At 66.0% G+C, this 18,329-nt stretch carries 19 protein-coding genes; 9 read left to right on the top strand and 10 right to left on the bottom strand.

The window, feature by feature from the left end:
• The first annotated feature begins 60 nt into the window (after positions 1–60).
• Together ABFK29_RS12310 and ABFK29_RS12305 are read left to right on the top strand one after the other, a co-directional pair.
• Positions 61–681: a helix-turn-helix domain-containing protein gene (locus ABFK29_RS12310; protein WP_005860775.1), complete on the top strand. Its 621-nt coding sequence runs from the start codon at positions 61–63 to the stop codon at positions 679–681.
• Between the two features lie 72 nt (positions 682–753).
• On the top strand, positions 754–1,527 hold the full coding sequence (locus ABFK29_RS12305; protein ID WP_005860773.1) for a ZIP family metal transporter: 774 nt from the start codon (positions 754–756) through the stop codon (positions 1,525–1,527).
• 43 nt (positions 1,528–1,570) lie between these two features.
• Here ABFK29_RS12305 and ABFK29_RS12300 read toward each other — a convergent pair whose 3' ends face one another.
• From ABFK29_RS12300 to ABFK29_RS12265, 8 genes are all read right to left on the bottom strand, one after another.
• A complete protein-coding gene (locus ABFK29_RS12300; protein WP_347099599.1) occupies positions 1,571–2,857 on the bottom strand; it encodes an MFS transporter in 1,287 nt (428 codons plus the stop codon).
• 135 nt (positions 2,858–2,992) lie between these two features.
• Positions 2,993–4,285 (bottom strand): branched-chain amino acid ABC transporter permease, encoded by a 1,293-nt coding sequence (locus ABFK29_RS12295; RefSeq protein WP_005860766.1) that lies wholly within the window; start codon positions 4,283–4,285, stop codon positions 2,993–2,995.
• Entirely contained in the window at positions 4,282–5,292 is a 1,011-nt protein-coding gene (locus ABFK29_RS12290) for a branched-chain amino acid ABC transporter permease (RefSeq protein WP_005860764.1), read from the bottom strand. The genes ABFK29_RS12295 and ABFK29_RS12290 overlap by 4 nt, the downstream gene beginning before the upstream one ends.
• A complete protein-coding gene (locus ABFK29_RS12285; RefSeq protein WP_005860762.1) occupies positions 5,293–5,715 on the bottom strand; it encodes a hypothetical protein in 423 nt (140 codons plus the stop codon).
• A 1-nt stretch (position 5,716) separates the two neighbouring features.
• On the bottom strand, positions 5,717–6,550 hold the full coding sequence (locus ABFK29_RS12280; protein ID WP_005860760.1) for an ABC transporter ATP-binding protein: 834 nt from the start codon (positions 6,548–6,550) through the stop codon (positions 5,717–5,719).
• Between the two features lie 64 nt (positions 6,551–6,614).
• Positions 6,615–7,400 (bottom strand): ABC transporter ATP-binding protein, encoded by a 786-nt coding sequence (locus tag ABFK29_RS12275; RefSeq protein ID WP_040604781.1) that lies wholly within the window; start codon positions 7,398–7,400, stop codon positions 6,615–6,617.
• Between the two features lie 92 nt (positions 7,401–7,492).
• Entirely contained in the window at positions 7,493–8,680 is a 1,188-nt protein-coding gene (locus ABFK29_RS12270) for an ABC transporter substrate-binding protein (protein ID WP_005860756.1), read from the bottom strand.
• Positions 8,681–9,005: 325 nt separating this feature from the next.
• Positions 9,006–9,536, bottom strand: a complete 531-nt coding sequence (locus ABFK29_RS12265; RefSeq protein ID WP_005860754.1) for a GNAT family N-acetyltransferase — start codon at positions 9,534–9,536, stop codon at positions 9,006–9,008.
• Between the two features lie 271 nt (positions 9,537–9,807).
• Between ABFK29_RS12265 and ABFK29_RS12260 the strand changes: the two genes are divergently transcribed.
• Positions 9,808–10,008: a hypothetical protein gene (locus tag ABFK29_RS12260; RefSeq protein ID WP_157136538.1), complete on the top strand. Its 201-nt coding sequence runs from the start codon at positions 9,808–9,810 to the stop codon at positions 10,006–10,008.
• A gap of 1 nt (position 10,009) precedes the next feature.
• On the opposite strand, the gene ABFK29_RS12255 is transcribed toward ABFK29_RS12260, so the two are convergent.
• On the bottom strand, positions 10,010–11,020 hold the full coding sequence (locus ABFK29_RS12255) for a GlxA family transcriptional regulator (RefSeq protein ID WP_040604780.1): 1,011 nt from the start codon (positions 11,018–11,020) through the stop codon (positions 10,010–10,012).
• A 207-nt stretch (positions 11,021–11,227) separates the two neighbouring features.
• Between ABFK29_RS12255 and ABFK29_RS12250 the strand changes: the two genes are divergently transcribed.
• Complete coding sequence (locus tag ABFK29_RS12250; protein ID WP_005860748.1) at positions 11,228–12,598, top strand: class II 3-deoxy-7-phosphoheptulonate synthase; 1,371 nt, start codon at positions 11,228–11,230, stop codon at positions 12,596–12,598.
• A gap of 144 nt (positions 12,599–12,742) precedes the next feature.
• Here ABFK29_RS12250 and ABFK29_RS12245 read toward each other — a convergent pair whose 3' ends face one another.
• Positions 12,743–13,468, bottom strand: a complete 726-nt coding sequence (locus ABFK29_RS12245) for a PAS domain-containing protein (RefSeq protein ID WP_005860746.1) — start codon at positions 13,466–13,468, stop codon at positions 12,743–12,745.
• 252 nt (positions 13,469–13,720) lie between these two features.
• Between ABFK29_RS12245 and ABFK29_RS12240 the strand changes: the two genes are divergently transcribed.
• The 5 genes from ABFK29_RS12240 (at position 13,721) to ABFK29_RS12220 (ending at position 18,117) form a co-directional block, all read left to right on the top strand.
• Positions 13,721–14,611 carry a YicC/YloC family endoribonuclease gene (locus ABFK29_RS12240; RefSeq protein WP_157136537.1) on the top strand — a complete coding sequence of 297 codons (891 nt, stop codon included), beginning with the start codon at positions 13,721–13,723 and terminating at the stop codon, positions 14,609–14,611.
• 17 nt (positions 14,612–14,628) lie between these two features.
• Positions 14,629–15,270 carry a guanylate kinase gene (gene gmk, locus ABFK29_RS12235; protein WP_040604807.1) on the top strand — a complete coding sequence of 214 codons (642 nt, stop codon included), beginning with the start codon at positions 14,629–14,631 and terminating at the stop codon, positions 15,268–15,270.
• Positions 15,267–15,788 (top strand): gamma carbonic anhydrase family protein, encoded by a 522-nt coding sequence (locus tag ABFK29_RS12230; RefSeq protein WP_005860740.1) that lies wholly within the window; start codon positions 15,267–15,269, stop codon positions 15,786–15,788. Before gmk ends, ABFK29_RS12230 begins: the two co-directional genes overlap by 4 nt.
• Before the next feature lie 114 nt (positions 15,789–15,902).
• On the top strand, positions 15,903–17,078 hold the full coding sequence (locus ABFK29_RS12225) for a trans-sulfuration enzyme family protein (RefSeq protein WP_005860738.1): 1,176 nt from the start codon (positions 15,903–15,905) through the stop codon (positions 17,076–17,078).
• Between the two features lies 1 nt (position 17,079).
• Positions 17,080–18,117, top strand: coding sequence for an ATP-binding protein (locus ABFK29_RS12220; protein ID WP_005860736.1), 1,038 nt, complete (start codon positions 17,080–17,082; stop codon positions 18,115–18,117).
• The last annotated feature ends 212 nt before the right edge of the window (positions 18,118–18,329 follow it).

Here is an 18,329-nt window from a genome sequence, read left to right as displayed (position 1 = left end):
TGCAAGGGTGGCCCCACACGCATATAGAAGAGCGCCACGAGAGAGGGCGCCAGCACAGCCATGTCCAACGACCCGAAATCCCTGATCCGCATCGCGCGTGAAACCGGCCCCGACACGGTGGCGGAACCGCTCGACCTCGGGCTTCGGGTGCGCGAACTCAGGAAGGAAAAGGACTGGACCCTCGAACAGGCGGCGAAGAAGGCCGGGCTGGCCCGGTCCACGCTGTCGAAGATCGAGAACGGGCAGATGTCGCCCACCTACGACGCCTTGAAGAAGCTGGCCACGGGTCTGGAAATCTCTGTCCCGCAGCTCTTCACGCCCCCCGTGCAGGCGCAGGCCAACGGCCGCATGGCGGTGACCCGTGTCGAGGAAGGCCGGCACCTCGCCACGGCCACCTACGAACACGACCTCCTGGCGGAATCGCTCAGCCGCAAGAAGATGCTGCCCTACCGTGCCCGCGTCCGTGCCCGCACGCTCGAAGAGTTCGACGGCTGGGTGCGCCACGACGGCGAGGAATTCCTCTACGTGCTGACCGGTGTGATCCGCCTTTATACCGAGTTCTACGAACCGGTGGAGATGAAGCGCGGCGACACCGCCTATTACGATGCGACCATGGGGCACAACGTGGTCTCCGTCTCGCCGGAGGATGCGACGATCCTTTGGGTCACGTCGCTGGGCTGAGCGCGGATAGACGTCGATGCAGCTTGTCTTTCCGCCGCCTCGTGCCACCTCCTGCGCACAACCGGAGACAAGATGACCCCGCTTTTGACAGCCCTTCTCGGTGGCGCCGTCGCCGCGTTTGCCACCACCGCCGGCGCCATCCCTGCGGTGATCGGCAAGCGGATGAGCCGCGCGACATCCGACCTGATGCTGGGCTTTGCGGCCGGTGTGATGCTGTCGGCGGCCTATTTCTCGCTGATCCTGCCGGGGATCGAGCGGGCGGAAGAACAGACCGGCTCCGTCTGGCTGGCCGCGGCCATCGCGGCGGCGGGCGTATCGCTGGGCGCGGGTTTCGTCTGGCTTCTGAACGCCAAGATCCCGCACGAACACTTCAAGTCCGGCCCCGAGGGCGGCGCGGATCAGGCGACGATCGCGCGCATCTGGCTGTTCATCCTCGCCATCACCATCCACAATTTCCCCGAGGGCCTGTCCATCGGCGTGGCCTTCGGCGTCGATCAGGCGAAGGGCCTGTCGGTGATGACCGGCATCTCGCTTCAGGACATCCCCGAGGGGCTGGCCGTCGCCGTCGCCCTGACCGGCCTCGGCTATTCCCGCTGGAAGGCGCTTGCCGTCACGGCGATGACCGGCGCGGTCGAGATCGTAGGCGCGGGCATCGGCGCTGCCGCCGTCAGCGTCTCAGCCTCGCTCCTGCCATGGGGGCTGACGTTCGCGGCGGGGGCGATGCTGTTCATCATCAGCCACGAAATCGTCCCCGAAACCCATCGCCACGGCCATCAGGACAAGGCCACGCTGGGTTTCATCGTCGGACTGGTGCTGATGATGTTCCTCGACGTGACACTCGGATAGCGCCGGAGCGGGGCGGCAGCCTCAGCCCGCCGGCTAGGGCACCTCAGCCCGGCGCCGGTGCGGCCTCGGCGTCCGCTTCTGCCTCCCGTTCCGCCTCCGCCTGTTCGGCGGCCCAGACGCCAGCAGCTTCGACCGCCACCGGAGAGGCGGTGGGCAGGACGCCGAGGTAGCTGTCGGTATCCGCGACCGGCGTCACCGCGCGCTGCGCCATGCGGTAAAGCGCGTACAGCGCGACCGCCCCGAAGGTCACCGCCAGCACCAGCCAGAAGGCATAAGGCCCGAAGACCTGCATTGCGTAACCCGTGATCAGCGGCCCGGCGATGGCACCCAGTCCGAAGGTGAACACCAGGCCGCCCGACGCCGCCGGCATCTCCTCGGTCGAGAGGTAGTCGTTGGTGTAGGCCAGAAACAGTGCATAGAGCGGCGTCGTGACGCCTCCGGCAAGGAAGGCCGCGACCATCAGCGCCCGGCGGTCGGCACCGTAGAGCCAGCCCAACAGGCAGGCCGCGCCGCCCAGCACCGCCGCCCCGAAAATCAGCTTGCGGCGGTCCATGCGATCCGACAGCCAGCCGAACGGATATTGCAATACCAGCACCCCGCCGAACAGCATGGCGATGAACAGCGAAATCAGGTTGGCCGACATGCCGACCTGCGTGCCAAAGACCGCGCCCATCCCCGACTGCGTGGCGTAAAGCCCGCCCAGCAGGAAGGTGCCCACCACTCCCAGCGGCGAGCTGATGAACAACTGTTTCAGCGACATGGGTTTTGCCACCTCGATCACCGGCGCGGGCGAGATGCTCAGCAGGATCGGCGCGAAAGAGATCGACACGAGGATCGACGCCCCGATGAACAGCGTCGCCGTGCCCGCGTCGCCCAACGTCAACAGGCCCTGCGCGCCGATGATCCCCAGCGTCTGCGCGATCATGTAGGCCGACAGCACTTTGCCGCGCGTCTCGTTGGTGGCGGCGTTGTTCAGCCAGCTTTCGGCGGTGACGTAGATGCCGGACATGCAGAAGCCGAGGATCACCCGCAGGATCGTCCAGGCCCAGGGTTCCGCCAGCAGGGTCAGGGCGATCAGCCCGGCGGACATGAAGCTGCCAAGCGCGGCGAACACCCGCACGTGACCGACCCGCCGGATCAGTACCGGCGCGAACCGGGCGCCCGACAGGAACCCGACGAAGTAGCTTGAGGTGACGACCGCCAGTTCGCCGGCCGTAAAACCCTCGATTCCGCCGCGCAGGCCGATCAGGGTAAAGTGCATGCCGTTGCCCAGCATGATGAGGACGATGCCGATCAGGAGTGCCCAGATCGTTGCCAGCACTTGAAACATGAATGGACCTTTCGTCCGTCGGAATTTAGATTTTCCGGCAGACTACAGATCGAAACTGGCCGACGCGAAGAATTCATCGTCGCGACGGCCTCTGTTTACGACAAAAGCGTTCGCTTGCTGACTAAGGCGTCACCGTTACCGTTCGGGCAGAAGCCCCCTCGGGCTGAATCGCAACACCAGCAGCAGGATCACCCCCATGGTCAGCAGGCGCATGTGCTGCACCGAATCCAGAAGGTGCCCTTTCAGCCAGGACCCGTCCGACATGCCCGCGGTTAGGAGCGTCATGAACGCCTGTCCCAGCGGCTCGACCTGCACCCAGAAGAACCAGATCAGCATGCCACCCAGCACGGCGCCCAGGTTGTTGCCCGAACCCCCGACGATCACCATCACCCAGATCAGGAAGGTATAGCGCAGCGGCTGGTAGGTGGTGGGCGTCAGCTGCCCGTCGAGCGTGGTCATCATCGCCCCGGCGATCCCGCAGATGGCAGAGCCCAGCACGAAGACCTGCAAATGGCGGTAGGTCACGTCCTTGCCCATCGCGCGGGCCGAGACCTCGTTGTCGCGGATCGCGCGCATCATCCGGCCCCAGGGCGAATTCAGCGCCAGTTGCGCCAGCACCAGCAGCACGATCAGCACGGCGGCGAACATCAGCGAATAGCCGAGCTTGACGTAGATCGTCGATGCCGTCGCCGGGTCGAGCCCAAGGCCCACCGCGCGCTCCACGAAGGTGGGGTCGGCCTGCAGCGCGGTCTCGTAAGGGACGGGCCGGGGCAGGCCGTTGACGTTCTTCACGCCGCGCGACAGCCACTCCTCGTTCTTCATGATCGCGATGATGATCTCGGAGATGCCCAGCGTCGCGATGGCCAGGTAGTCGGACCGCAGCCCCAGTGCCGTCTTGCCGATCACCCAGGCCGCGCCCGCCGCCAGCAGGCCGCCCATCGGCCAGGCCAGCACCACCGGCAGGCCCAGCCCGCCGAGGAAACCGGTGCCCGCCGGGTTCACCGCCTCGATGGCGTTGACCGCGTCGTCCCGCACCCAGCGGTACAGGAAGAAGCCCGCGATCAGCACCAGCACCACCAGCCAGCCCTTGCGCGAACGCTTCCACAGCATGGCCGAGACGGCGATGACCGCGGTGCCCACGACCAGCGCCAGCAATGCGCGCGGCCCGCCCGCGGCCCAGGCCTCCGGCACCGGCGAGACGGAGGTCAGAACCACCGCCAGTCCGCCCAGTGCGACGAAGCCCATGACACCGACGTTGAACAGCCCGGCGATGCCCCATTGCAGGTTCACCCCCAGAGACATGATCGCGCTGACCAGCCCCATGTTCAGGATGACGAGCGCGGTGTTCCAGCTCTGGTAGAAGCCGGTGAACAGGATCAGCGCAGCCACCAGCGCGAAGAGAAGGACGGTTTTCAGCGACTGGTTCATACCGATTTCCCCTTGAACAGGCCCGTGGGGCGGAACAGCAGGACGATCACGAGGATCATGAAACTGACCGCGAACTTGTATTCGGTGGCCAGAAGCTGCACGAGCCCGGACGGCTCAAGCGCCTCGGGCATCATGTAGCCCAGCACCTTCTTCCACGCGTAGGTAATGCCCACCTCGCTGAACGCGATGACAAAGCCGCCCGCGATGGCCCCCAGCGGCGATCCCAGACCGCCGACGATGGCCGATGCGAAGATCGGAAGCAGAAGCTGGAAGTAGGTGAAGGGCTTGTACGACTTGTCGAGACCGTACAGCACGCCCGCCACGGTGATCAGCCCGGCGACGATCAGCCATGTCACCATCACCACCCGCTCGGGGTTGATGCCGGACAGGAGTGCCAGGTCCTCGTTGTCGGAATAGGCGCGCATCGACTTGCCGGTGCGCGTGCGGTTCAGGAACCAGAACAGCACCGCCACCACGAGGATCGCCACGATCACCGTGATCGCCTGCGTGGTCTTCAGGCCCAGCCCCTCGGCCAACCCGGTGGCGCGCTTGAAGTCGCCGGCCGAGATGATGAACCGCTCGCCGTCGGAAAAGATCTGGTCGTCCGCCCCCAGCACGAAGCGCGTCAGCCCGTTGTAGATGAACATCACCCCGATGGAGACCATCACGAAGATGATCGGCTTGGCCTTCTGCGCCCGGTAGAAGCGATAGACCACCCGGTCGGTCAGCAGCACCAGAACCGCCGTCCCGGCGATCCCGAAGGGAATGGCCAGCAGCGCCGTGGGCAGCGGACCCAGCCCGATCCCCCAGCTCTGGAACAGCCAGGTGACAAGGATCGTCACCATCGTACCGAAGGCCATCGTGTCGCCGTGCGCGAAGTTCGAAAACCGAAGGATGCCATAGATCAGCGTCACCCCCAGCGCGCCCAAGGCAAGCTGGCTGCCGTAGGCGATGGCCGGGATCAGCACGAAGTTCGACAGCGCCACCAGCGCGTTCACAAAATCCATCTAGCTCTCCTCGCAGCGCAGGCGGTCCACCGTGACGGTGCCGTCCTGCCTGTCGGTCTCGGCCAGGATCAGGACATCCCCGACCGTGGCGATCAATACATGGTCGCGCGCCGCGTCCCGCCAGAACCACGACCCGCGCGCCGAATTGGCCCGTGCCACGGCGCTTGTCCCGTCCAGCGTGATCTCGGTCCGCAGCTCACCCTCCGCGCCGCGCGACAGGGGCGCCAGCACCAGCGGCACCTGCCGCGTGACCCGGTCCGGGCCGCAGCCGTCTTCCGGGCATTCCGGCGTCAGCTCGCAACTCAGCGCAAGGCGCGCGCCCTCTGCCGCGACGGGGGCCGGGATCAGCGCAAAGGCCGCCAGCCCGGCCAGCGTCAGGCAGGGCAGGGAGGTGTCGCGCAAGGTCTTCGCAATCTCCCGCATCTCACCCCCCGAGAAAGCTTTTGCGCACTTCGGGGTCGGACAGCAGTTCGCGCCCCGTGCCGGTATAGGCGTTCGCGCCCTGCACCAGCACATACCCCTTGTCGGCGATCTCAAGCGCCTGCCGGGCGTTCTGTTCCACCATGAGGATGGAGATACCGGTGCGCGCCACCTCGATGATCCGGTCGAAAAGCTCGTCCATCACGATGGGCGACACGCCCGCCGTCGGCTCGTCCAGCATCAGCACCGTGGGCTTCGTCATCAGCGCGCGGCCCACCGCCACCTGCTGACGCTGACCGCCCGACAGCTCGCCCGCCGGCTGGCGGCGCTTCTCGTGCAGGATCGGGAACAGTTCATAGACCTGCTCCATCGTGCCCCGGTAATCGTCGGTGCGGATGAAGGCGCCCATCTCGAGGTTCTCCTCCACCGTCATCGATGTGAAGATGTTCGACGTCTGCGGCACGAACCCCATGCCCCGCGCCACCCGGTCCTGCGGCGTAAGCTGCGTGATGTCGTGCCCGTCCAGCCGCACCGCGCCAGACCGCACGTCCAGCATCCCGAAGACCGCCTTCATCGCGGTCGACTTGCCCGCGCCGTTGGGGCCGACGATCACCGCGATCTCGCCCTTGTCGACGGCGATGGTGCAGTCGTGCAGGATGTCCGGCCCCTTGCCGTATCCGCCCGTCATGCTGTCGCCGATCAGGAACGGCCCGCCGGGCGCATCGCTCACCGCGCCGGAGCGCCGGGTCGGATCGACCGTGCCCTCACCGCCGCGCCGGGTGATCGACGCATCGTGGTTGCCCCGGTCGTCGTGGTAGAACCCGTCCTCGCCGCTCATGCGCGCACCCCGTCTCTTGCTTTGTCCGTCCGGCCCGCGCCGGGCGTCCTCCCGTCAGCGGCCCTCATTCCTGCGCCACCTTGTCCTTGTTCTTCAGGCCGGTGCCGAGATAGGCCTCGATCACCGCTTCGTTGGCCTTGATCTCGTCCAGCGTGCCTTCCGCCAGCTTCTTGCCCTCGGCCATGACGATCACCGGCTCGCAGATACGGCCGATGAAATCCATGTCGTGCTCGATCACGCAGAAGGTATAGCCGCGCTCCCGGTTCAGCCGCACGATGGTGTCGGCGATGGTGTTCAGAAGCGTGCGGTTCACGCCTGCGCCCACCTCGTCGAGGAAGACGATCTTGGCGTCGACCATCATCGTCCGCCCGAGTTCCAGAAGCTTTTTCTGGCCACCGGATATCGCCCCGGCGGGATGATCCGCCAGATGGGAAATGGTCAGGAAATCAAGAACTTCGTCGGCCATCTTGCGCAACGCCCGCTCTTCTTCGGCGATGCGCTTGCGGCCGATCCAGGTGTTCCACAGTGTCTCGCCCGACTGACCGCCCGGAACCATCATCAGGTTCTCCCGGCAAGTCATGGAGCTGAACTCATGCGCGATCTGGAAGGTCCGCAGCAGCCCCTTGTGGAACAGCGCGTGCGGCGGCAGCCCGGTGATGTCCTCGCCGTCCATCGTCACCTTGCCCGACGTCGGCGGCAGCGCGCCCGCGATCACGTTGAACAGCGTGGTCTTGCCCGCGCCGTTCGGCCCCACGAGGCCGGTGATCGACCCCTTGGCAATTTCCAGCGAAGCGCCGTCCACGGCGCGGAAGGCACCGAAATGACGGTGCAGGTTCTCCACCTTTATCAATGAACGTCCCCCGTGGCGCGCACATGAAGTGCGCCCCATAAAGCATTGAAGCCGCCCGGAAAATCCCGGACGGCCCCAAATTGCGTGCTGGCTTACTTGAACTCGACGGTCTCTGCCGCGCCATCGGTGACGGTGTAGTAGCGGTACGAACCCGCCGCTTCGCCTTCGCCGATCAGCTCGACGCCCGATGCGCCGACGTAGTCGATGTCGCCACCGTCCTTCAGGATCTCCAGCGCCTTGCCCAGTTCACCCGGCAGGATCGGCTCGCCCGGGGCGTTGGCCACGTCCATCAGGTTCGCGGCGACGGCTTCGGAGGTCGCCTCGCCACCCTTCGCCATCGCCAGCGCGATCAGCGCCGCCGCGTCGTAGGATTCGCGGGTGTAGGAGGACGCCGCGTCGATGCCCGCATCTCCGGCCACCTTGTCGAACATCTCGGCGCCTTCACCCTGTGCCCACGGCGAGGTGCCGATGGAGCCTTCCAGCGCGTCCGACTGCTCGGAGAACAGCGTGTCGCCGTACATGCCGTCACCCATGATGTACATGTCGAAGGCGCCGGTGTCGTAAGACGCCTGGATCATGCCCTTGCCGCCCTGGTCGGTGTAGCCGAACACGGCCAGCGCGTCGCCGCCGGCAGAGGCCAGCGCGCCGATCTCGGCCGAGTAGTCCGCCTTGCCGTCGTCATGCGGTGCCGACAGCGTCACTTCGCCGTCGAAGTTTTCCGCGAAGGCATCGGCCAGACCCTTGCCGTAGTCGTTGTTGGTGTAGGTCACCGCGACCGAGGAGATGCCTTTTTCCTTCAGGATCTCGGCGATCACCGCACCCTGGCGCGCGTCGGACGGCGCGGTGCGGAAGAACAGGCCGTTGTCCTCGGCGGTGGACAGTGCCGGAGAGGTCGCCGACGGGGACACCATCGGGATACCGTTCGGCACGGCCACGTTCGACAGCACGGCGCCGGTCACGCCCGAGCAGTCCGCGCCCATGATCGCCACGACACCCTCGGAGGTCACGAGACGTTCGGCGGCGGCCGTCGCGGCGGCGGCGTCGACACAGGTCGAGTCCGCGCGCACCGGCACAAGTTTTATGCCGTCGAGGAACATGCCGCTGTCGTTCACTTCGGTCAGCGCCAGTTCGGCGCTGTCGGCCATGGCGGGTGTGATGGATTCGATCGGACCGGTGAAGCCCAGGATGATGCCGATTTTGACTTCGGACATGTGGCTCTCGGCGTGGGCGGCCCCAGAAGCAAGGGCGGCGGCCGACGCGGCAAGAAGCAGTTTTTTCATTATTCAACTCCCGTATTGGATCTGTTGTCCATCGCTGAGGCTATGCGGCGGATTGGCAAATGAAAAGCCCCGCCGGAGGGTCACGTATCGGAAATCGCTGCAGGGACGGCCTTGTCCGGACCCGGAAACGCCCCGCTTCGAACCCGAGGCCCAAGCCGGGGCTGCCGCCCATGTGTGCGTCGACCCAAACCGGCGGTCTGAACCTGATTCTCTGCCGTCCCGCGCCGGCCCGGGCGGACACCACCGCCGGTCCCTTGACCGTGCAGCCCGTGGGGCAGGGGCCGGACGTCCTTCTGTGGTCCCCCTCGGAACACGAGGGCGGTCTTTACAGGCTGTTGGCCGAAGGTCGATCCGGACGATCCGGACGGTCGAGGCGGTAATATGCCGTATCCGTCCATTCGACCCCGCCATAGAGGAAGTTCTTTTCCACCACGCCGGTGCACACGAACCCCAACTTTTCCAGCAACCGGGCAGAAGCCGCGTTGCGCGGGTCCAGCTCCGCGGTCAGATGTGCCTGATCCGGCCACCGACCGAAGGCGCGCGGCAGGATCGCCGACAGCGCTTCGAAGGCGAAGCCGCGCCCCCAGAAGGCGGGCACAACCATGTAGCCGACCTCCGGCTTGTCCCAGACCCCGGCCTTCCCGATGCAGCGGCCCCGATAATCGAGGACGTATTCTTCCTGCTTGCCGGGGTCCGGATGGATCAGCGTCCGCAGGATGCGTTCGGTCTGCGCGATGTCGTGATGCGCCGGACCGCTCCAGTACCGCATGGCGCGCGGGTCGGAAAACGCCTCGTGCAGCGCTTCGAGGTCGTCGGGCCGCGCAAGGCGCAGGGTAAGGCGGTCTGTCCGGATCATGGCGATTTCGAGCTACATTTCAAATTTTGAAAATAAGACGGTCGCACCGGTTTTCAATTTCTGGAAACTGGATGGGCTGTAACATCTTCAAAAGCAAGAGGTCAGCCTCCCCTTGACACAAAATGTTGTTGTAAATCTTGTAAATTTGGCTGTCCTGCAACAACTTATCACACAAATTTGAGGCCGGACTTATAGATTTGGGTGATGCGGTAGAATCACGGTTCCCTTGACGTGTCTACGTCAAACGTCAGCAGCCTGGGGGGGCTACTCAATGAGGACTGAAAGGGAAAGACCGCATGGCAACGCATTGGAGCTGTCATACGGAAAGAAATTCCAGCTGAAAGTTCGTGATAATTGGATTGTGTTGGCCTTTTTTGCGGCTGTGATCATTTGGCTGATTGCCTTCGAAGGCGAAGGTGGTGACTTGGCACCGTCAACGAAGGCGGCTGGGCAGAACGAACCTTCTGAATGACTCAGAACGACAACCGTGCGGCGTGGGTGCCACGCTCGCGGTAGGGGGTCGTCTCGTAATGCGCGCGGTAGCACTTCGAGAAATGCGAGGGGCTGGCAAAGCCGCAGGCCAGCGCCACGTTGATCACGCTCATGTCGGTCTGCATCAGCAGGTTGCGCGCCTTCTGCAGCCTCAGCTCCATGTAATAGCGCTTGGGCGAGCGATTCAGGTAGCGCCGGAACAGCCGCTCCAGCTGGCGGGTCGACATGCCCACGTCCTTGGCCAGAAGCGCCGGGGAAATCGGCTCTTCTATGTTGGCCTCCATCATCTGGATGACCTCGCTCAGCTTCGGGTGGCGCACCCCGATGCGCGTCGGCACCGAAAGCCGCTGCGTGTCCTGGTCGGTCCGGATCGAGGAATAGATCTGCTGGTCCGCCACCGCGCTTGCCAGTTCCTCGCCGTGATCGTTGGCGATGATCTGCAGGAACAGGTCGATGGAAGACGTCCCGCCGGCGGTCGTCATCCGCGTTCCGTCGATGGCGAACACCGACTTGGTCAGGAAGACATCCTCGAATTCCTCCGAGAAGCTGTCCTGGTTCTCCCAGTGTATGGTGGCCTTCTTGCCGTCCAGAAGTCCAGCCTTTGCAAGGGGATAGGCGGCGGTGCACAGGCCGCCCACGTTCAGCCCGCGCCGCGCCTCGCGCCTGAGCCACGAAATCAGCCGCTTGGTGGTGGCCTTCTGCACATTGGCGCCGCCGCACAGAACGATCGTGTCGTCGCGGTGCATCTCGTCGAGGTCGCCGTCAAGCTGGAACACCGTCCCGGTGGAGCAGGAGACGGTTGTCCCGCCTTCGCCGATCACCCGCCAGTCATACAGCTTTTTCGCCGACATCCGGTTCGCCAGACGCAGGCAGTCCATGGCCGCGGCAAAGGACAGCAGCGTGAAGTCCTCCAGCAGCACGAACACGAACCTGCGCGGCTTGGCAGGCGCGTTTTCGATTTCGACGATCTGTCGCTGGGTGGGCGGCAGCATGGAGAGCCTCTTGAGCATGGGGCCGGACCGCGTGCCCGGCTTGGCCCGGGTCCCGCGGAAACGGTGCGGATCAGATGGGCAGAAGGGATCGGCAGCGTCAAGACATGTCGCAAAAAACACGGCTGGCCAGAGGCGGATGGCTCGCCTATAACGCGGAACCGTCAAATGCAGACCGTTCAGGGAACGAAAAAAACCGGAGTAAGACACATGACCGAGTGGCAGAAATCGAACTGGCGCGCACTCCCGCGGGTTCAGATGCCCGAGTATACGGACGCCGAGGCGCTGCATGCCGTCGAGGCACAGCTGGCAAAGTATCCTCCGCTGGTCTTTGCCGGTGAAGCCCGACGCCTGAAGTCCCTCTTGGGGGCCGCGGGCCGTGGCGAGGCGTTCCTGCTTCAGGGCGGCGACTGCGCCGAGTCCTTCGAACAGTTCAGCGCGAACGCCATCCGCGACACCTTCAAGGTGATGTTGCAGATGGCCATGGTGCTGACCTTCGGCGCCAAGGTGCCGGTGGTGAAGGTGGGCCGCATGGCCGGCCAGTTCGCCAAGCCGCGCTCCGCCCCGACCGAGGTGGTGGATGGCGTCGAGCTGCCGAGCTACCGTGGCGATATCATCAACGATCTGCCCTTCACCCCGGATGCGCGCATCCCCAACCCGCAGAAGATGCTGCAGGCCTACACGCAGGCCGCCGCCACGCTGAACCTGCTGCGCGCGTTCTCCACCGGCGGTTACGCCGACGTGCACCAGGTGCACCAGTGGACACTGGGTTTCACCGAGGGCGAGAAGGCCGCGAAGTACCGCGACATGGCCGCGCGCATCACCGACACGCTGGACTTCATCCGCGCGGCGGGCGTCTCGAACGAGCAGGCGCACACCCTGCAAACGGTCGAATTCTACACCTCGCACGAGGGCCTGCTGCTGGAATACGAAGAGGCGCTGACCCGGATGGATTCGACCTCCGGCAAGTGGCTCGCGGGTTCCGGCCACATGGTCTGGATCGGCGACCGCACCCGTCAGCCCGACGGCGCGCATGTCGAATTCTGCCGAGGCATCATGAACCCGGTCGGCCTGAAGTGCGGCCCGACCACCACCGCCGACGACCTCAAGGTCCTGATGTCGAAGCTCAACCCGCAGAACGAAGAGGGCAAGCTGACGCTGATCGCGCGCTTCGGCGCCGGCAAGGTGGCCGAGAACCTGCCGCGCCTCGTCAAGGCCGTGCAGGAAGAGGGTGCCAAGGTGACATGGGTCTGCGATCCGATGCACGGCAACACGATCAAGTCGGCCACCGGCTACAAGACGCGCCCCTTCGACAACGTCCTGCGCGAGGTCCGCGAATTCTTTGGCGTGCACGAGGCAGAGGGCACCGTGCCCGGTGGCGTGCATTTCGAGATGACGGGCCTCGACGTGACCGAATGCACCGGCGGCGTGCGTGAAGTGACCGAAGAGAATCTCAGCGACCGCTACCACACCGCCTGCGACCCGCGTCTAAATGCGTCCCAGTCGCTGGAGCTGGCATTCCTCGTGGCCGAGGAACTGACCGCCCGTCGCGAAAACGCCGCCGCTGCCGCGCACGGCTGATCGCGCCAGACGTCTGGCCGAGCATCTGGCCAGACGCTTGAAACAACGAAGGCCGGTCCACCGGGGCCGGCCTTTTCATGTGTGGTATCCGCCTCGGACCGGCGCGCAGGGATGCGGTGTGTCCGGTCCCTTGGCACTTGCCCGTCAGTCGTTGTCCACGATCAGGCGCAGGTGCCCGCGCTGAACGACGGGCTGCGCCTCGTCAGACGTCCCGACCGGGGCAGGGGCCGGGGTGAACGTCCGCTGCTCTTCGCGAACCTCGAATGCCGGGCGCGCCGGCTTCGGTGCCTCCGCGGCGGCCAGGCCGGGCGTGGCCGGTGTTCCGCTGACCGCAGCCGAAATGTGCATCCGCACGACCTGGAACCGGCGCGGCGTCCGGCCGACCCGACCATGGCTGATCAGCGCACCCAGTCCGCGGGTCATGTCGCCGAAGTCCGACCGCAGCGGCAGAAGGATAAGGCTCGCTTCCAGTTCGGGCTTGCCGAAGCCGCCTTCGGCCCGCAGGTCGATGCGCACGATCGCCGGATCGGCGAACAGCGCCGTGACGCCCTGGCCGAACCGTTCGCGGTCGCCCGGCGCGATCAGGCTCGACAGCGGCATGCCGGCCACCTGCATGCCCATCAGGTCATTGAGATGCGAGCCCGCCACCCGGATCTTCGCCATCGACGGTGCGATCCGTTCCAGCAGGAACGCGTTTTCCAGCGCGCTCTCCATGCCTCTCGGATCGACCTGGCTGCGAAGCGGGACAGAGGTCCCGTCGCACAACCCGCGCCAATAGGTTTCCACCTGGCGCAAGGGCGCTTCGCGCCGTGCCTTTTCCCGCTCCGTCATCGAAACGATCCCTTGTCCGTTTCCGCCCTTGCCAAACATGTGTCCGCTCCTTTTGGTTCCGGATGCGATCTGGCAGAGCCCCCTGCCACCATGTTCGCGTGTCAACAATCCTTATAGAATGATTACTACCAGAACGCCGCCCGAATTTCGCCCCATTTCTGGCTCAACGGTTAACGTCTTGCTAAGAATTGTAGCGAACTGCCCACTGGAGGGGCGCAGCGCGGCCCGCCCTCGGCGCTTGCCATGGGCCGCTCCGGGCTTTACCCGGAACCCATGACAGGAGAGACAGACATGCGCCAGTCCATGACCGGCTTCGCGAATGTGCAGGGCGCGGCCTTCGGCCTGTCCTGGGCGTGGGAACTGAGGGGCGTCAACGGCAAGGGGCTGGACCTTCGCCTGCGCCTGCCCGACTGGGTCGAGGGGCTCGAAGCCCAGGTGCGGGCCCTTGCGGCCAAGGCAATTGTGCGGGGCAACGTGCAGATCGGGTTGCGCCTGACCGCCCAGGCGGGCGAGGGCGCGCTGCGGCTCGACGAAACGCAACTGACCGCCGTGCTCGACGCGATGTCGCGGATCGAGGCGGAGGCGATGGAGCGCGGCCTGTCGCTGGCACCGTCCACCGCCGCGGAAGTGGTGGGCCTGCGCGGCGTGCTGACCTCGGAGGCCGCAGAAGTCGACCAGGAGGCGCTCCGCAACCTGCTGGTTGCCGACTTCTCCCGGGCGCTCGATGCCTTTGTCGGAATGCGGCAAAGTGAGGGCGCGGCTTTGACAGAGATCGTGATGCGCCAGCTGGCGGAGATCGAGTCTCTGGTGACAGAGGCCGAGGCCGCCATTGCCGCCCGGGCCGAGGCACAGGTCCAGCGCTTCCGCGCCCAGCTTGCGCGCGTCACCGACAACGTGGACGGCATCGACGAGGCACGCATCGCGCAGGAACTGGCGCTGATCGCGGTGAAATCCGACGTCACCGAGGAAATCGACCGCCTGCGCGCCCACATCGGCGCCGCCCGTGACCTCATGGCCACCAAGGGCGCAATCGGCCGCAAGCTCGACTTCCTGTGCCAGGAGTTCAACCGCGAGGCCAACACCCTGTGTTCGAAGTCGGGCGATGCCGAACTGACCCGCATCGGCCTGAGCCTCAAGACCGCCATCGACCAGATGCGCGAGCAGATCCAGAACGTGGAATGACCGCAATGACCGACACACTGCCGAACCGCCGCGGTCTGCTGATCATCCTGTCCTCGCCCTCAGGCGCGGGGAAATCCACGCTGTCGCGGCGCCTGCTGGACTGGGACCCGTCGCTCAGGTTTTCGGTCTCGGCCACGACCCGCGCGCCGCGCCCCGGCGAGGTGGACGGCCAGCACTATCACTTTCTCGCCGAAGAAGAATTCAAGCGCACGGTCAACGATCAGGGGATGCTGGAGCACGCCCATGTCTTCGGCCACTTCTACGGCTCGCCCCGCGCGCCGGTGGAGGCCGCGATCGGGCAGGGGCGCGACGTGCTCTTCGACATCGACTGGCAGGGCGCGCAGCAGATCGTGAACTCCGCACTCGGGCCGCACACGCTGTCGGTCTTCATCCTGCCGCCCTCCATCGCCGAACTGCGCCGCCGCCTTGTCGGGCGCGGACAGGACTCGCCCGACGTGATCGCCAAGCGGATGCAGAAAAGCTGGGACGAGATCTCCCACTGGGGCAGCTACGACTACGTGCTGGTGAACGACGATCTCGACGCCGCGTTCGACCGGCTGAAGACCATCGTCTCCGCCACCCGTCTGCGCCGCCTGCAACAACCCTGGCTGGTGGACCACGTCCGCAGCCTGCAATCCGAATTCGAGGAACTCGCATGACCATCTACGCCCTGGACGACATCGAACCGCAACTGCACGCCACCGCATGGGTCGCGCCCGGCGCGCATGTCATCGGCCGCATCGTGATGGAAGAGGACAGCTCCGTCTGGTTCGGCAGCACCCTGCGTGGCGACAACGAGGAAATCCGCATCGGCCGTGGCTCCAACCTGCAGGAGAACGTCGTCTGCCACACCGACATGGGCTTTCCGCTGGTGATCGGCGCGGGCTGCACCATCGGCCACAAGGTCATGCTGCACGGCTGCACCATCGGCGACAACACCCTGATCGGCATGGGCGCGACGATCCTGAACGGGGCGAAGATCGGCAACAACTGCCTGATCGGCGCCGGCGCTCTGGTGACCGAGGGCAAGGAGATCCCCGACGGCAGCCTCGTCATGGGCATGCCGGGCAAGGTCGTGCGCGAGCTCACCCCGGAGGCCATCGAGGAGCTCAAGCTGTCCGCGCTTGGCTATCAGGCCAACGCACGGCGCTTTGCCAAGGGTCTGCGCGCGCTCTGAGCGCACCCTGACGTCACACGGAAAATCGCGCCTGCCCGAGGGTTTGCGCGATTGACAGCCCCTGCGCGTGGTGATCCCTCTGTCGCCATCAGAAGACCCGCTAGGAAAGACGCCATGAAACCCACGCTGCAACGCCCCGTCACCGTCCCGCCAAGCCTGTCGACACCGGTCATCACGCCGCTGATGCCGTCGGTCGTCTACGCTTCGACCACGCCGGACGAACTCGATTCGCAGTACGAGGGCAGGGCGCAGGGCTACACCTACGCGCGTGAAGGCCACCCCAACGCGGACGTCCTGGCCCGCCGCATCGACGCTCTGGAAGGCTGCGAAGGCGGCATGGTGCTGGGGTCCGGCATGGCGGCGGTGGCGGCTGTGCTGCTCGGCCTGACGAAAGCCGGGGACCACGTTGTCGGGGGCGACCAGCTTTATGGGCGTTCGCTGCGGATGCTGACCGAGGACCTGCCGCGCCTCGGCATCGCGACCACCATGGCGCAGGTGACCGACGCCGCCTCGGTCGCCGCCGCGCTGCGTCCCGAGACGAAGATGGTGCTGATCGAGGTCGTCTCCAACCCGACGCTCCGGCTGGCCGATCTCGACGGGATCGCCGCGCTTTGCCGCGAGAAGGGCGTGCTGCTGGTGGTCGACAACACCTTCACCACCCCCGCCACGGTCAAGCCGTTCGAACACGGCGCCGACATCGTGCTGCACTCGGTGACCAAGCTGCTGGCGGGCCATTCCGACGTGACGCTGGGCTGGATCGGCGCGACGGACCCCGACCTGATGGCCAGAATGCGGATCTTTGCGGTGACCACCGGCATGACGCCCAGCCCGTTCGACTGCTGGCTGGCGGAACGCGGGCTGCACACCTTCGCCCTGCGCCAGACGCGCGCGCAGGACACCGCGCGGCGGCTGGCCGATCACCTCGCCGGGCAGGCCGGCATCGCGAAGGTTCTTTACCCGACGCGGCCCGACCATCCCGACATGGCGCGCGCGCAGGGGCTGCTGCAGGGGCAGGGCGGCAACATGGTCAGCTTCGTGCTGGACGGCGGCCGGGCCGAGGCCAACGCCTTCGCCGAAGCCGCCAACGGCGTGGCCTTCGCGCCGACGCTGGGCGACGTGGGCACCACGCTGTCGCACCCGGCCTCCTCCTCGCACCGGGCCCTGACGCCCGAGGGACGCGCGGCACTCGGCATCACCGAAGGGTTCTTCCGCGTGTCCGTGGGCCTCGAAGACCCCGATGCGCTGATCGCCTGTTTCGATGCGGGTTTTGCCGCCGCGGGGAGCGCCTGAGATGACGGAGGCCGAGGCGGGCTTCGTCGAGGCGATCCCGCTGCCTGCCGTGATGATCCGCCGGGACGAGCGGATCGAAGCGGCCAACGGTCCGGCCCTGGACCTGCTGGGACAGGCGATCCGCGGCCGTCACTTCATCACCGCGCTGCGCCAGCCCGGTCTGCTGGACGCGATCGAGACCTGCCTGCGCGACGGCTCGCCCCGTGCCGCCGACTACCTGACCAACGACGGGCGGCAGGACACCACCTACCGCGTGACCGTGCGCGCCGTGACGCTGGAAAGCGGACGCGGCGTGCTGGTCTGTTTCGAGGACGTCACCCCGATGGAGCAGATCGGCCAGATGCGCCGGGACTTCGTCGCGAACGTCAGCCACGAACTGCGCACGCCTCTGACGGCGCTGATCGGCTTCATCGAGACGCTGAAGGGACCGGCGCGCGACGATCCGGTGGGGCAGGCGCGGTTCCTGTCGATCATGGAGTCCGAGGCCGCGCGCATGAACCGCCTGATCGGCGACCTGCTGTCGCTCAGCCGGGTGGAGGCGGACGAACGGGTCAGGCCCACGACCCGGATCGATCCGGCGGAGATCGCCCGCTCGACGCTGCACGGCCTGCGCCCCATCGCCGAGGAGGCGGGCGTGAAGCTCGACCTCTCGGTGCCCGCCACGCCCGTGACCATCCCGGGCGACGAAGACCAGTTGCGCCAGGTGCTGACCAATCTTCTGGAGAACGCCATCAAGTACTCCGGGCGGGGCGCGACGGTCACCGTGGCGCTGAACGCGGTCGAATACGAACCGCGCGTGCGCGGGCGTGGTGTGCGGCTGACCGTCAGCGACACCGGCCCGGGCATCGACCAGATTCACCTGCCGCGCCTCACCGAGCGTTTCTACCGCGTCGACAGCCACCGCTCGCGTGAGATGGGAGGCACGGGTCTGGGGCTGGCCATCGTCAAGCACATCGTGAACCGGCATCGCGGGCGGCTGCGCGTGGACAGCGAACTGGGGAAGGGGACGACCTTCACAGTGATCCTGCCCGCCACCTGAGCCGAACAGCATGAACAAAGCCGTCACAAACCGGCGAATCCGGTAAACGCCGCGTCACGATTCGACACGGTCGGCGCGCCGTCCGGGAATCTGGCTTGAGTGACCAAGGGGCACCCGTCATTTCAGTCGCTCGACGGCGGGGACTGGCATGACACCCCGTAAGCATCTGTAATAAATTACAAAACCGAGATTACTTCACGACTGAAGTACGC

Origin of the sequence: Sagittula stellata E-37 (assembly GCF_039724765.1) — a bacterium.
GTDB classification, from domain to species: Bacteria; Pseudomonadota; Alphaproteobacteria; order Rhodobacterales; family Rhodobacteraceae; genus Sagittula; species Sagittula stellata.
Note: the sequence above shows the minus strand (reverse complement) of the source record. Positions and strands in the feature narration are given on the sequence as shown.